This is a genomic window from Pseudomonas sp. H9 (assembly GCF_004353925.1).
Classification (GTDB): domain Bacteria; phylum Pseudomonadota; class Gammaproteobacteria; order Pseudomonadales; family Pseudomonadaceae; genus Aquipseudomonas.
Map to the genome: position 1 here is coordinate 14813 of NZ_SMOK01000005.1, position 13033 is coordinate 27845.

General features: G+C 59.4%; 15 protein-coding genes. 12 read left to right on the forward strand and 3 right to left on the reverse strand.

Features of this window, described 5'->3' with window-relative positions; genetic code table 11:
- The first annotated feature begins 133 nt into the window (after positions 1-133).
- The 3 genes from aroC to E1573_RS03775 are packed head-to-tail and all read left to right on the forward strand — an operon-like array spanning position 134 to position 2940.
- Positions 134-1225: a chorismate synthase gene (gene aroC / locus E1573_RS03765; protein WP_133210778.1), complete on the forward strand. Its 1092-nt coding sequence runs from the start codon at positions 134-136 to the stop codon at positions 1223-1225.
- A 38-nt stretch (positions 1226-1263) separates the two neighbouring features.
- Complete coding sequence (locus E1573_RS03770) at positions 1264-2409, forward strand: MFS transporter (RefSeq protein WP_133210780.1); 1146 nt, start codon at positions 1264-1266, stop codon at positions 2407-2409.
- A 12-nt stretch (positions 2410-2421) separates the two neighbouring features.
- Complete coding sequence (locus E1573_RS03775; RefSeq protein ID WP_133210782.1) at positions 2422-2940, forward strand: acireductone dioxygenase; 519 nt, start codon at positions 2422-2424, stop codon at positions 2938-2940.
- A gap of 60 nt (positions 2941-3000) precedes the next feature.
- On the opposite strand, the gene E1573_RS03780 is transcribed toward E1573_RS03775, so the two are convergent.
- Positions 3001-3273: a DUF3509 domain-containing protein gene (locus tag E1573_RS03780; RefSeq protein WP_133210784.1), complete on the reverse strand. Its 273-nt coding sequence runs from the start codon at positions 3271-3273 to the stop codon at positions 3001-3003.
- A gap of 273 nt (positions 3274-3546) precedes the next feature.
- Between E1573_RS03780 and E1573_RS03785 the strand changes: the two genes are divergently transcribed.
- Both E1573_RS03785 and E1573_RS03790 read left to right on the forward strand, forming a co-directional pair.
- Complete coding sequence (locus E1573_RS03785) at positions 3547-4071, forward strand: ankyrin repeat domain-containing protein (RefSeq protein WP_256659472.1); 525 nt, start codon at positions 3547-3549, stop codon at positions 4069-4071.
- 60 nt (positions 4072-4131) lie between these two features.
- A complete protein-coding gene (locus E1573_RS03790) occupies positions 4132-4662 on the forward strand; it encodes a hypothetical protein (RefSeq protein ID WP_133210786.1) in 531 nt (176 codons plus the stop codon).
- On the opposite strand, the gene E1573_RS03795 is transcribed toward E1573_RS03790, so the two are convergent.
- Entirely contained in the window at positions 4659-5600 is a 942-nt protein-coding gene (locus tag E1573_RS03795; RefSeq protein WP_133210788.1) for a ZIP family metal transporter, read from the reverse strand. The genes E1573_RS03790 and E1573_RS03795 overlap by 4 nt on opposite strands.
- 129 nt (positions 5601-5729) lie before the next feature.
- Here E1573_RS03795 and E1573_RS03800 point away from each other — a divergent pair, with 129 nt between their 5' ends.
- The gene (locus tag E1573_RS03800; RefSeq protein WP_133210790.1) at positions 5730-5924 is read left to right on the forward strand and encodes a PLDc N-terminal domain-containing protein; all 195 of its coding nucleotides are present in this window, start codon (positions 5730-5732) and stop codon (positions 5922-5924) included.
- Between the two features lie 110 nt (positions 5925-6034).
- Here E1573_RS03800 and E1573_RS03805 read toward each other — a convergent pair whose 3' ends face one another.
- Entirely contained in the window at positions 6035-6508 is a 474-nt protein-coding gene (locus tag E1573_RS03805; protein ID WP_133210791.1) for a methylated-DNA--[protein]-cysteine S-methyltransferase, read from the reverse strand.
- A 210-nt stretch (positions 6509-6718) separates the two neighbouring features.
- Between E1573_RS03805 and E1573_RS03810 the strand changes: the two genes are divergently transcribed.
- From E1573_RS03810 to E1573_RS03835, 6 genes are all read left to right on the forward strand, one after another.
- On the forward strand, positions 6719-8803 hold the full coding sequence (locus E1573_RS03810; protein WP_133210793.1) for an LTA synthase family protein: 2085 nt from the start codon (positions 6719-6721) through the stop codon (positions 8801-8803).
- 149 nt (positions 8804-8952) lie between these two features.
- Positions 8953-9189: a hypothetical protein gene (locus E1573_RS03815; RefSeq protein WP_133210795.1), complete on the forward strand. Its 237-nt coding sequence runs from the start codon at positions 8953-8955 to the stop codon at positions 9187-9189.
- A gap of 188 nt (positions 9190-9377) precedes the next feature.
- On the forward strand, positions 9378-9710 hold the full coding sequence (locus E1573_RS03820) for a ribonuclease E inhibitor RraB (protein ID WP_133210797.1): 333 nt from the start codon (positions 9378-9380) through the stop codon (positions 9708-9710).
- 165 nt (positions 9711-9875) lie between these two features.
- Complete coding sequence (locus E1573_RS03825) at positions 9876-11285, forward strand: circularly permuted type 2 ATP-grasp protein (protein WP_133210799.1); 1410 nt, start codon at positions 9876-9878, stop codon at positions 11283-11285.
- Positions 11286-11288: 3 nt separating this feature from the next.
- Positions 11289-12239 carry an alpha-E domain-containing protein gene (locus E1573_RS03830; RefSeq protein WP_133210801.1) on the forward strand — a complete coding sequence of 317 codons (951 nt, stop codon included), beginning with the start codon at positions 11289-11291 and terminating at the stop codon, positions 12237-12239.
- Positions 12236-13033 carry a transglutaminase family protein gene (locus E1573_RS03835; protein ID WP_133210803.1) on the forward strand — a complete coding sequence of 266 codons (798 nt, stop codon included), beginning with the start codon at positions 12236-12238 and terminating at the stop codon, positions 13031-13033. Before E1573_RS03830 ends, E1573_RS03835 begins: the two co-directional genes overlap by 4 nt.

A 13033-nucleotide genomic window follows, 5' to 3' on the forward strand; every position in this document is an offset into this window, starting at 1 on the left:
GAGGCCACTATTGACGAGATGGGCGTTGGACCGGGTCGTGAACAGAAGGTTCGCTGTCAGGGATGAACTGAATGGTTAGCCTGCGTATACTGGCGCCCTTGTTCAAATCAGGCTGATTCGCGGAGCGTCCTGCATGTCCGGCAATACCTACGGCAAGCTGTTCACTGTCACCACCGCTGGCGAAAGCCATGGGCCGGCGTTGGTCGCCATTGTCGATGGCTGTCCACCGGGCGTGGAAATTTCTCTGGCCGACCTGCAGCATGACCTCGACCGGCGTAAACCCGGCACCAGTCGGCACACCACTCAGCGTCAGGAAGCCGATGAAGTTGAAATCCTCTCGGGGGTTTTCGAGGGGCGCACCACTGGGTGCTCGATCGGGCTGTTGATTCGCAACACCGACCAGAAGTCCAAGGACTACTCGGCCATCAAAGACCTGTTCCGCCCGGCGCACGCCGATTACACCTACCACCACAAGTACGGCGAGCGTGACTACCGTGGCGGTGGCCGCAGTTCGGCGCGGGAAACCGCCATGCGTGTGGCAGCCGGTGCCATTGCCAAGAAATACCTGGCCAGCCAGGGCATTCGCATTCGCGGCTACATGAGCCAGTTGGGGCCGATCGAGATCCCGTTCAAAACCTGGGACTCAGTGGAGCAAAACGCATTCTTCAGCCCCGATCCGGACAAGGTCCCGGAACTCGAGGCGTACATGGACCAACTGCGCCGTGACCAGGACTCGGTTGGTGCCAAAATCACCGTGGTAGCCGAAGGCGTCATGCCGGGCCTGGGCGAGCCGATCTTTGATCGTCTGGATGCCGAACTGGCCCACGCGCTGATGAGCATCAACGCCGTCAAAGGTGTGGAGATCGGCGCCGGTTTCGCCAGCGTGGCGCAACGTGGCACTGAACACCGTGACGAGATGACCCCGGAAGGTTTCCTCAGCAACAACGCCGGCGGCATTCTCGGCGGGATTTCTTCCGGCCAGCCGATTGTCGCGCACCTGGCGTTGAAGCCGACCTCGAGCATCACCACGCCGGGCCGTTCCATCGATATTCATGGCAACCCGGTTGAAGTGATCACCAAAGGCCGTCATGACCCGTGCGTTGGCATCCGTGCCACACCAATTGCTGAGGCAATGATGGCGATCGTGCTGATGGACCACTTGCTGCGTCATCGCGGGCAAAACGCTGACGTACGTGTCACCACGCCGGTACTGGGCCAACTGTAATGGCGTCATCCGGCGCACGCGCCGCGGCCTGCTGAGCCGTGGCGCCGATCCCTTACTGGCGGCTGTCCAGCTTCTACCTGTTCTACTTCGCCTTGCTCGGGGCTACAGCGCCCTTTCTGGCGCTGTATTTTCATCACCTGGGTTTTTCCAGTGCACGGATTGGCGAGCTGGTGGCCATTCCCATGCTGATGCGTTGTGTAGCGCCCAATTTGTGGGGCTGGCTTGGTGATCGCAGTGGCCAGCGCTTGCTGATCGTGCGCCTGGGTGCACTCGCGACCCTGGCCAGTTTTTCACTGATTTTCTTCGACAAGAGCTATGCCTGGCTGGCGCTGGTGATGGCCTTGCACGCCTTCTTCTGGCATGCGGTGCTACCGCAATTCGAGGTCATCACCCTGGCGCACTTGCAGGGGCAGACCGCGCGCTACAGCCAGATTCGCCTGTGGGGCTCGATCGGCTTCATCCTCACGGTGGTCGGCCTCGGTCGCCTGTTCGATGCACTGAGCCTGGACGTCTACCCACTGGCGGTGGTGATGGTCATGGCCGGCATTGCCGTTGCCAGCCTGTGGGTGCCCAATGCGCAACCGCCGGAACAGCATGAACGCAGCCAAGGCGGTTTCCTCAAGCAGCTGACCCGCCCAGGAGTAGTGGCGTTTTATGCCTGCGTGGCATTGATGCAACTCAGCCACGGCCCTTACTACACCTTTCTTACCCTGCACCTGGAGCAGCTCGGCTACAGCCGGGGTGTGATCGGTATGCTCTGGGCATTGGGCGTGGTTGCCGAAGTCGTGATGTTCCTGGCCATGCGCTGGATTCTGACGCGGGTTTCATTGCGCCGCGTGTTGATGATCAGTTTCATCCTCGCGGCCCTGCGTTGGTTGCTCCTGGGTAATTTTGCCGAACATCTGTTGGTATTGTTGCTTGCCCAATTACTGCACGCCGCTACATTCGGCAGCTTTCATGCTGCGTCCATAGCCTTTGTGCAGCGAAGCTTTGCAGCACGCCAGCAAGGTCAGGGCCAAGCGCTGTATGCGGCGTTGGCCGGAACCGGTGGAGCGTTGGGTGCCCTGTATTCCGGTTACAGCTGGAATCTGCTGGGTGCGGCTACCACCTTTAGTATTGCCAGCGTCGCAGCCTTGGCTGCAGCCGTTATCATTGCGACTCGATTGAACGAAGCCGAAAAATAGGAATTTGTGCTGATGAGCAGCCTGACCGTCTATCACCACTCCACCCCGGATACGCCTAACAAGGTGCTGACCCACCTTGAGGACATCGCTGCGACGCTGGCTGAGCAGGGTGTACGTTTTGAGCGCTGGCAGGCCAGTGCGCCGATCCAGCCGGGCGCTGCCGAGCACGAGGTAATCGGGGCTTACCAGCAGAGTATCGACAAACTGATGGCCGAGAAGGCCTGCAGTCATGTCGATGTGGTGCGTGAAGCCGATCCCCGACTGCTGGACGAACACACCTGTGAAGAAGATCAGCTGCGCTTTTTTGCGGCTGGGCGCGGACTGTTCAACCTGAACATCGGCGGCTATTTGTACGCCGTACTGTGTGAGAAAGGGGATCTGATCGGGATTCCGGCGGGTACTCGGCAGTGGGTGGATATGGGCGAGGATCCACGCTTTGTGGCTATCCGCGTGTACAACAAGCCAGAAGGGCTGGTGGCGCACTTTACGGGTGAGAAGATCGCCGAGGTGTTTGCGCGTCTTGACGATTGATTTATTGATCGCGGGGCAAGCCCGCTCCTACCGTGGGAGCGGGCTTGCCCCGCGATCAATTCAACTGTATGTCGGCAACGCAAAGCGCTGCTGGCTCTGCAGTCGGGAAATCACCGGCAACTCACTGGCTTGTTCAGCCAGGTCACGGCGTATCGCACTGATCGCCCAGGTCAGTTGTTCGGCGCTATGCAGTTGTGCGTAAGAAATCGAGCGTTTGACCTGTTTGCCATCGGCTGCACGCAACGTCAGCAGAATCCCACCATCAGGCCGTGCCTGTGTGGTAACGGTGTAGGCGGAGAATACCGAGGCAAATTTTTCCTGGATGAGGTCCATATCAGCTCCTGACTGTTTGTGGCAGACATAGCGTGATAGTTGCAGCGACTGTGCCAGGTAATATTTTTTAAAAACACTATTAAAATCAAATAGATAGATCGTTCAATAAACCGTTTGACCGTGCATTGTGCAAGGTCGCGTGTACTGCGCCGTGCATTTTGCAAGGTGTGCTGGCCAATAGAATTGCTCTGTTGGCGCCATCGGTTATCCACAATGGACCCCAGTGTGTAGCTGACCAATACTTGGGCTTTCTCGCATGCCAGGAGGTTCCCTATGTCCGATCAACGTAACGCTACGCCCATGAATGACGATGAAGCGGCTGCGTTCGCTGAACAGGTTTTTGACCGGGCGCGCCAGGGTGACGCGGCGATGCTGGCGCGCTTGCTGGAGAAAGGCCTACCCGCCAATCTGCGCAATCATAAAGGCGACACCTTGCTGATGCTTGCCAGCTATCACGGCCATGTTGATGCCGTTAAGGTGCTGTTGCAGCACGGCGCCGATCCGCTGATTGCCAACGACAACGGCCAGCTACCGATGGCCGGCGCGGCCTTCAAAGGGGATCTGGCGATGGTCCGCTTGCTGGTAGAGCAAGGTGTAGCGGTTGACTCGGCGTCAGCCGACGGTCGCACTGCATTGATGATGGCGGCGATGTTCAACCGTACGGCGATGGTCGAGTACCTGCTCACCCAAGGCGCGGATGCCAAACGTCAGGATGCCAAGGGCGTGACGGCACTGGGTGCCGCCCAAGCCATGGGCGCTGCTGATACCGCCGCGCAATTGCAGGCGCTGATCGGCTAACCCCCAGGGGCCATTTGCGGCTATCCTTGGCGACTTTTTTCAGCGTCGCAGGGCCCCTTCATGAAACCCCAACTGGTCGAACTCATCGGCAAAATCAGCGCCGGCTGCATGCGCGAAGAAGACATCGAGCGCATCGCCGACGAGGCCGCCCAGGCCTATGCCGACCCGCAAGCCTTCCTGGCGGCCAACGCCGATATCAACTACGACGACAGCTTCCCGATCCCCTTGGGTGAGTGGGTGGTGGTGGGCAGCTTGCCCGACACCGTGCTGTTCCAGGCTGACACCTATCAGGACCTGTTCGCGCAGATTTCCGACTCGTTCGACAAGTCGGTGGCATTCAACCTCAAGCCCAAGCAACTGGCCAAGGTCGAGCCGTTGACTGCGCTCAATCGCATTCAGGTGCAGATGGGCGCCTTGAACAAAGAGGCCGGCGGCTATGTGCTGGTTAATTTCAGTCAGTTGCTCGATGACGAGCTACAGATGGTCATGGTCGGCAACAACGACCTGGAGCGCGTGCTGGAGCTGTGCGCCGAGGTGGGGATTGCCGCAGCGCCGGCACTGGAAGCGCTGCGGGTAGCGGTTCACGTTTAACCCAAAGCAGTATCGAGGAACATCATTACTGCGAAACCGCCCATCAGGCCCAGTGTCGCTGACGTCTGATGGCCGTTGCGGTGGGTTTCCGGAATCACTTCGTGAGACACCACGAAGATCATGGCTCCGGCCGCCAGACCCATGCTGACCGGGTAGGCAATCGCAAAGCCGGTAGAAATGCCCAGGCCAATGACCGCACCGATCGGCTCCATCAGTCCAGAGCCGATCGCTACCAGCGCCGCCTTCACATTTGAAAGCCCGGTGGCGCGCAAGGCCAGCGCCACGGCCAGGCCCTCTGGAATGTCTTGAATGGCGATCGCGCTGGTCAGCGGCAGGCCGACATTCAGGTCTCCATTGGCAAAGCTGACACCAATGGCCATACCTTCTGGAAGGTTATGCAAGGTAATCGCCAGAACGAACAACCACACCCGGTTGATGCGTTCGGCCTGTGGTCCACAGGGGCCGGTGCTTTCGTGTTCGTGTGGAGTGAAGCGGTCCAGCCCGAGCATCAACAACACCCCAAGGCCCATGCCAACCACTACGGTCAGCGCCGCATAGGGGCCGTTGCCGGTGATCTCGCGGGCGGCTTCCAGGCCCGGCAAAATCAGTGAGAATGAGCTGGCGGCGAGCATCATCCCGGCAGCAAAGCCGAGCATGACATCCTGACTGCGCGCGCTGACTTCGCGTAGCACCACCGCCAGCACCGCCCCTAATGCGGTGGCTGCAAACCCGGCCAAGCCACCGAGCATGGCCATATGCAGGTTTTCCTGATGGTCACCGTGCACGGCGTTCCAGGCGCTGGCACTCAACAGGCCAAGCACCACCACCAGGCTCAAGCCCAGCCCGGCACTCAGCCACGGTGTGGTCTGCGCCTGTTGTAGCCAGGCGTTCCAGAGTGACGTTTGCGTTACGCTGCTGGAGCTTTGGGCGGGGGGCATAGGTACCTCACAGAATCTGATCAACACGCCGAGTGTAACCAGTGCGCCAGGGCTGTCGCCAAGCAATCGCTTCTATGAGCGTCATAGCCAGCTATCCTTTGAGCAGGCGTGTTTCAAGGGAGCGACAGCATGGGTTCGACATTCAATGGTCTGGTAGGCCTGATTATCCTCGTTCTGGACATCTGGGCGATCATCAACGTGCTCAAAAGCGGGGTAGGGATGGGCCCGAAAATTCTCTGGATCCTGTTGATTGTGTTGCTACCGGTGCTTGGTTTGATCATCTGGGCGATTGCCGGGCCACGCGGCGGTGCCAGCCGTATTTAGCTTATGGCAATTATCAGGTGGGAGCGGGCTTGCTGTGGGAGCGGGCTTGCCCCGCGATGCTATCTGGCTGACACACCGCAATCGCGGGGCAAGCCCGCTCCCTCAGGGAGTCAGATCAGCCAAGCGCCTTCAAGCTCCAGCAGCATCTGCTTGCGCTCTACACCACCGGCATATCCGGTCAGGGTGCCATTGCTGCCGATCACTCGATGGCAGGGGACAATGATCGAGATCGGGTTGGCGCCGTTGGCGGTACCGACGGCGCGCACCGCACGCGGACGGCCAATGTTTTCCGCCAGATCACGGTAGCTGCAGGTCGTGCCATAAGGAATGCGCTGCAGGGCCTGCCAGACTTCCTGCTGAAACGGCGTGCCCAACGGCGCCAGCCTGAGGTCGAACACCTCGCGTTTCCCCGCAAAATACTCGTCCAACTGGCGGGCCACCGTATCCAGTTGATTCTGCGCAGGCTGCCAGTGCGCTGGCAGTTCCCAAGGCTGTGCGGCGTCCATATGGACCAAGTGCAGCCCTTGCTGGTCACCCGCCAGCAGCAGAGGGCCAAGCGGGCTGGGTAGATAGCGGTAATGCATGGATAAACGCCTGGGCAATGATTACCTGAGCACAATAGCGCAACCTGTTGCCAAGGGTGTTTCTCAACGAAATTTTCACATTCGATTATGGAAAATCCGCGCGCGCAATTATCCGTTCGCCGAATGGCCGTGCATTGCCCTCGGGTTTAGTGCACATTTGCCGACTGCTTTTCGCCTTCTTGAATCTGAATCCTAGGGATCTTCCAATCCATGGCTAACACGGACGCCTTGAGTGATCAGCGGGCTGCGTCGCGCCCGCTGCAACCGACGCTAAAATCGCACCTGGCCTACACGCTGTTGTGTGGTCTGGTGATCATGCTGATGCTCAGCCTGGTTCGCCTGGCATTGCTGATCTACAACAGCGACATGATTGGCGATACGCCTATGTCGACCGTGGCCGAGGGCTTCCTCAATGGCCTGCGCTTCGACTTGCGCGTTGTTGTCTACCTGAGCATTCCTTTGCTGCTGGCTACCCTCAGCGCCCGAGCCATGGCTGCCCGCGGCCTGTTTCGCGTGTGGCTGACCCTGGCCTCGAGCACCGTGATGTTCCTCGGCTTGATGGAGCTGGACTTCTACCGCGAGTTTCACCAACGCCTCAATGGCCTGGTGTTCCAGTACATCAAAGAAGACCCCAAAACCGTCTTGAGCATGCTCTGGTACGGTTTCCCGGTGGTGCGCTACCTGGTGGCGTGGATTGTCGGTACCTGGTTGCTGAGCCTGGTGTTCAAAGGCATCGACCGCCTGACCCGCCCACGTACCGCCTATCAGGACCAGACCTCTGCTAGCCGTGCGGTTGCGCCTTGGTATGTGCGTGGCGTGGTGTTTTTCATGGTTTTGCTGGTGGCCGTCGCTGCCGCCCGTGGCACCTTGCGCCAGGGGCCACCTATGCGTTGGGGCGATGCTTTCACTACCGACTCGAATTTCGTCAACCAGCTGGGCCTCAATGGCACCTTGACCTTGATCGATGCGGCCCAGAGCCGTTTCGGTGAAGACCGCGCCAACATCTGGAAGTCGACCATCGAACAATCGCTGGCCACTCAGACCGTGCGTGACATGCTGTTGACGCAGAACGACAAGCTGGTCGATGCCGATACAGCTGCGGTACGCCGCGACTTTACGCCACCGGCCGACAATACCCTGCCGATCAAGAATGTCGTGGTGATTCTCATGGAGAGTTTCGCCGGTCACTCGGTAGGTGCACTGGGCAGCCCGAACAACATCACCCCGTACTTCGACAAGCTGGCCAAAGAAGGCCTGCTGTTTGACCGTTTCTTCTCCAATGGTACCCATACCCACCAGGGTATGTTCGCGACCATGGCCTGCTACCCGAACCTGCCAGGTTTCGAGTACCTGATGCAGACCCCGGAAGGTGGTCACAAGCTGTCCGGCCTGCCGGCCTTGCTCAGTGCTCGTGACTACGACGATGTGTATGTCTACAACGGTGACTTTGCCTGGGACAACCAGTCGGGCTTCTTCGGCAACCAGGGTATGACCACCTTCATTGGCCGTAACGACTTCGTCAATCCGGTGTTCTCCGACCCTACGTGGGGTGTGTCTGACCAGGACATGTTCGACCGTGGTGCTGAAGAACTGGCCAAGAACTATGGCAAGAAACCGTTCTATGCCTTGCTGCAGACCTTGTCCAACCACACGCCGTACGCCCTGCCAGCCCAGTTGCCGGTAGAGCCTGTCACCGGCCAGGGCCGCCTCGATCAGCACCTGACCGCTATGCGTTACTCCGACTGGGCGCTGGGCCAGTTCTTTGAGAAGGCACGTAAAGAGCCTTACTTCAAGGAAACCCTGTTCGTCATCGTCGGTGACCACGGTTTCGGTAACCACCAGCAGGTAACCGAGCTGGACCTCGGCCGTTTCAACGTACCGCTGCTGCTGATTGCCCCAGGCATTCAGGAGAAATTCGGTGCGGTGAACCATACCGTGGGTACCCAGATTGACATCGTGCCGACCATCATGGGCCGCCTGGGCGGCGAAACCCGCCATCAGTGCTGGGGCCGTGACTTGCTCAACCTGCCGGCGGGTGACCCTGGCTTCGGCATGATCAAGCCGTCGGGCAGCGAGCAGATCGTCGGCCTGGTGAAGGGCGATCGCATCCTGATCGAGTCCAAAGACATGGCACCGCGCATGTACCGTTACGAGCTGGGTGCCAATTTCAAGGCCGAGCTGATCGAAAGCCCGGACCAGAAAGACCTGACCCACAAGCTTGAGTCGTTCATCCAGACCGCGACCAAGAGCCTGCTGGACAACACCGCTGGGGTTGTTCACGGTACGCCGGAGTAACGCATTGCTTGCGTTGCGGTGAATAGAAAGAGGCCTTCGGGCCTCTTTTTTTTTCTGGCTTCCAATGTCCGGTAGAACAATCCATACGACCACGTGGTCAACAGAGAGAACCCAGCGCCACCTGAAATACCCCTACAGAGGAGAATCCAATGAAAGCGTGGGTCATTACCTTTGTTGATCAAAAAGGCGAGCGTACCTCGCTGCCCTACATTGGCGAGCATGAGCCCACTGTCGAGGAGGCTGCGCGCCGGATACGTGCACACCTTTTTCCCGTTATGGATGAGCTGGATCTCACCGACTACGAGGACCGTGCGTTGATGCCCACGGCCAAGTGGCTGAAAGAACACAGCGGTGTCGAGATTACCGCCATCACAGAAGCGCCCTGAGTGCTCTAATTGGCGCACTTGGCAACTTGGCGCTACGCTGCAATCAAGGTCGGGCCGATTCTTTTGTGATTGCCCGGGCTTGCCGATCCACGTCATGCATCAGCTCGAATTGCCCCCGCACGTTCTGTGTGACGGGCAGGTGCGTTTTGCACTGAAAGTCTATCCATCGGTAGTTAGGAGGACGATTCATGAGCAGCCAATACGAGGACATCAGCAGCACCGTGTTACGGCAGATGAAAGAGGGTGGTTTTAACTTTGCCCAGATTCATCCCATCGAGTTCTATGCCGTTTTTCCTGATGAGGCACGAGCCAGAAGGGCCGCGGGACATTTTCGCGGGGAATCGCTCAGCGCTCAGGTGCATGAGCGCGATGATGGCGCCTGGAACCTGGAATTGAGCAAGGTGATGTATGCCACCTATGGCGGCATTGGCGAATTCGAGCAGGATTTCGAAGCGGTTATCGCACCGTTAGGCGGTGAAATAGAGGGCTGGGGCGTGAAACAGGAGCGCCCACTGGCTTGAAACACGCTTCGCAATGAAGCGTTAGCGCGCAAAGCAGCCGTAGCAGTTGCACACATCTGGTGCAGCTGCTCGTCTTTGAATTTACAACCTATTGAAACCAAAGGAATTGTGCCGCTGGCACGGGGCTTGCGATGGCTCTGGTGCACGGGTGACAAGGAGTTCGGCATGATCCGCACTTTTTACGATGAGATGTACAGTGCCGACGGCCAGGTCCGTCCGCATTACCGGGAGTTCGCCCGCTGGTTGGCTGACACCCCGGCAGAATTGCTGGCGCAACGCCGGCGTGAAGCCGACCTGCTGTTCCATCGCGCCGGTATTACCTTCACCCTGTATGGCGACGAACAGGGCACCGAGCGCCTGATTCCTTTCGATACCATTCCACGAAGCATTCCGGCCAGCGAGTGGCGTGTGGTGGAGCGCGGCTGCATCCAGCGGGTCAAGGCCCTGAATCTGTTTTTGGCTGACCTTTACCATGGTCAACGCATCATTCGCGCCGGGATCATCCCGGCAGAGCAGGTGCTGGCCAACGAGCAGTATCAGCTGGCGATGCAGGGCCTGGACCTGCACCGCGACATCTATTCGCACATCTCCGGGGTTGACCTGGTGCGTGACGGTGACGGCAGCTATTACGTGCTCGAAGACAATTTGCGCACCCCCAGCGGCGTCAGCTACATGCTTGAAGACCGCAAGATGATGATGCGCCTGTTCCCCGAGCTGTTCGCTGCCCAGCGCATCGCGCCGATCGACCACTATCCCAGCCTGCTGCTCGACACGTTGAAAAGTGCCAGCCCTCTGGATGACCCCAGTGTTGTGGTGTTAACCCCGGGGCGGTTCAACAGTGCTTTCTTCGAGCATGCCTTTCTGGCTAGGGAAATGGGGGTTGAGCTGGTCGAAGGGGCTGACTTGTTCGTACGTGATGAGCGCGTATTCATGCGCACCACCGACGGGCCCAAGGCGGTGGATGTGATCTACCGGCGCCTGGACGACGCCTTCCTCGACCCTTTGGCATTCAACCCCGAATCGATGCTGGGCGTACCTGGCCTGCTGTCAGCCTATCGCTGTGGCAATGTGGTGCTGGCTAATGCCATCGGCACCGGTGTGGCCGACGACAAGTCGATTTACCCCTATGTCACCGACATGATTCGTTTCTATCTGGACGAAGAGCCGATCCTCAAGAACGTACCCACCTGGCAGTGCCGCAAACCTGAGGAACTGTCCCATGTGCTGGCACACCTGCCTGAGTTGGTGGTCAAGGAAACCCAGGGTTCGGGGGGCTACGGCATGTTGGTAGGGCCTGCTGCCACCCGTGCTGAAATTGACGCCTTTGCCGCTCGCATCAAGGCGCGTCCGGCGGCGTACATTGCCCAGCCGACGCTGTCACTATCGACCTGCCCGACCTTTGTGGAGAACGGCATTGCCCCGCGACACATCGATTTGCGGCCGTTTGTGCTCTCTGGGCGGGAAACCCGGGTGGTGCCCGGTGGCCTGACCCGGGTGGCGCTGCGCGAGGGCTCACTGGTGGTCAACTCGTCCCAGGGCGGCGGTACCAAGGACACCTGGGTGGTCGAGGATTAAGTCATGTTGAGTAGAACTGCCTCTGATTTGTACTGGATGTCGCGCTATCTGGAGCGTGCAGAAAACCTCGCACGGATGCTCGACGTCAGTTATTCACTATCGCTGATGCCTCAGGACGGTCGTGGTGACGGCCTCGATGAAGTGGCCATGCCGTTACTGATTACCGGCACGCTGGATGACTATCTGGAGCGTCATGGCCAATTGCATGCCGAGCGCCTGTTGCACTTCTTCGCGCTCGACCCCGACAACCCGGCAAGCATCTACAGCTGCCTCGGCGCGGCACGTGCCTGCGCGCACGCCGTGCGCGGGCGCATCACCGCTGACATGTGGGAAAACATCAACGCCACCTGGCTGGAGATCCGCGGCATTGCCGAGCAGGGCCTCAGTCGCTATGGCCTGAGCCGCTTCTGTGAATGGATCAAGGAGCGTTCGCACCTGTTCCGCGGCGCCACCTACGGCACCATCATGCGCAATGATGCGTTTCGCTTCATTCGCCTGGGGACGTTCATTGAGCGTGCAGACAACACCCTGCGCCTGCTCGATGCGCGCTACGAAATGCTCGGCGAGGAAGCCGAGGCGGTCAGTGACAGTTCTGCCCGTGGTTATTACCAATGGAGTGCCTTGTTGCGGGCGTTGTCGTCGTTCGAGGCCTACACCGAGATCTATCGCGACGCGCCAGCCGCCCGCCATGTTGCCGAACTGTTGCTGCTGCGTGCTGACGTGCCACGTTCACTGCGTGCCTGTACCGAAGAGATCGACCAGATTCTCGCCAGCCTGCCAGGCAGCAACGGCCGGGCTGCACAGCGCCTGGCCGCAGAAGTCGACGCAAGGCTGCGCTACACCGGCATCGACGAAATTCTCGCCGAAGGCCTGCACCCCTGGTTAACCCATTACATCCCGCTGGTGCGCCAGTTGGGTAACGCCATCCACACGGCCTATCTGGAGGCTATATGAGACTGACCATCAGCCATGAAACGGCCTATCACTACGAAGACCAGGTGCGTGCCAGCATCCAGTACCTGCGCCTGACACCCCATGACAGCGAGCGCCAGCAGGTGCTGGCCTGGCAGCTGGATTTGCCGCGACCTGTGCGGGCGCAGCTCGACCCGTTCGGCAACATTCTCCACGTATTGAGCCTGGAGGAGCCGCATTCAGATCTGATCATCGCGGCGCGTGGCTTGGTGGAGATCGACGAAAGCCGTGATGCCGAGCATGAAGCACAATCTCCGCTGCCTTTTTTGCGTTTCACGCGCCTGACCGAAGCCGACGAGGCCTTACGCGCCTTTGCCTTGCAGCAATGCCGTAAGCGTCGTGATCGTTCGGCGTTGATCGACCTGATGAATGCGCTGAATCAGCGTATGACCTATCAACCCGGCAGCACCGCGGTAGAGACCAGCGCCGCCCAAGCCTTTGCCGGTGGCACCGGAGTCTGCCAAGACCATACTCATGCCTTCCTGGCGTGTGCCCGCAGCCTTGGGGTGCCGTCGCGGTATGTGTCGGGTTACCTGTTCGACAGTCAAAGCCAGCAGATGGCCAGCCATGCCTGGGCCGAAGCCTGGCTGGACGATGCCTGGTACAGTTTTGACGTCACCAATCAACTGGCCAGACCTGAGCGGCACCTGAAGCTCGCTGTCGGTCTGGATTATCTGGACGCCTGCCCGGTGCGCGGCATGCGCCGCGGTGGTGGCTACGAGCAGATGCATGCCAAGGTTGTAGTGTTGCCGAGCGTTAGCGCTCAGCAGCAGTGA

Bases quoted from the DNA above. Each gene is read 5' to 3' on its own strand.
- aroC (WP_133210778.1), top strand. From the start codon at position 134: ATGTCCGGCAATACCTACGGCAAGCTGTTCACTGTCACCACCGCTGGC.
- E1573_RS03805 (WP_133210791.1), bottom strand. From the start codon at position 6,508: ATGCATTACCGCTATCTACCCAGCCCGCTTGGCCCTCTGCTGCTGGCG.
- E1573_RS03790 (WP_133210786.1), top strand. From the start codon at position 4,132: ATGAAACCCCAACTGGTCGAACTCATCGGCAAAATCAGCGCCGGCTGC.
- E1573_RS03775 (WP_133210782.1), top strand. From the start codon at position 2,422: ATGAGCAGCCTGACCGTCTATCACCACTCCACCCCGGATACGCCTAAC.
- E1573_RS03825 (WP_133210799.1), top strand. From the start codon at position 9,876: ATGATCCGCACTTTTTACGATGAGATGTACAGTGCCGACGGCCAGGTC.
- E1573_RS03795 (WP_133210788.1), bottom strand. From the start codon at position 5,600: ATGCCCCCCGCCCAAAGCTCCAGCAGCGTAACGCAAACGTCACTCTGG.
- E1573_RS03785 (WP_256659472.1), top strand. From the start codon at position 3,547: ATGTCCGATCAACGTAACGCTACGCCCATGAATGACGATGAAGCGGCT.
- E1573_RS03835 (WP_133210803.1), top strand. From the start codon at position 12,236: ATGAGACTGACCATCAGCCATGAAACGGCCTATCACTACGAAGACCAG.
- E1573_RS03780 (WP_133210784.1), bottom strand. From the start codon at position 3,273: ATGGACCTCATCCAGGAAAAATTTGCCTCGGTATTCTCCGCCTACACC.
- E1573_RS03820 (WP_133210797.1), top strand. From the start codon at position 9,378: ATGAGCAGCCAATACGAGGACATCAGCAGCACCGTGTTACGGCAGATG.
- E1573_RS03800 (WP_133210790.1), top strand. From the start codon at position 5,730: ATGGGTTCGACATTCAATGGTCTGGTAGGCCTGATTATCCTCGTTCTG.
- E1573_RS03830 (WP_133210801.1), top strand. From the start codon at position 11,289: ATGTTGAGTAGAACTGCCTCTGATTTGTACTGGATGTCGCGCTATCTG.
- E1573_RS03810 (WP_133210793.1), top strand. From the start codon at position 6,719: ATGGCTAACACGGACGCCTTGAGTGATCAGCGGGCTGCGTCGCGCCCG.
- E1573_RS03815 (WP_133210795.1), top strand. From the start codon at position 8,953: ATGAAAGCGTGGGTCATTACCTTTGTTGATCAAAAAGGCGAGCGTACC.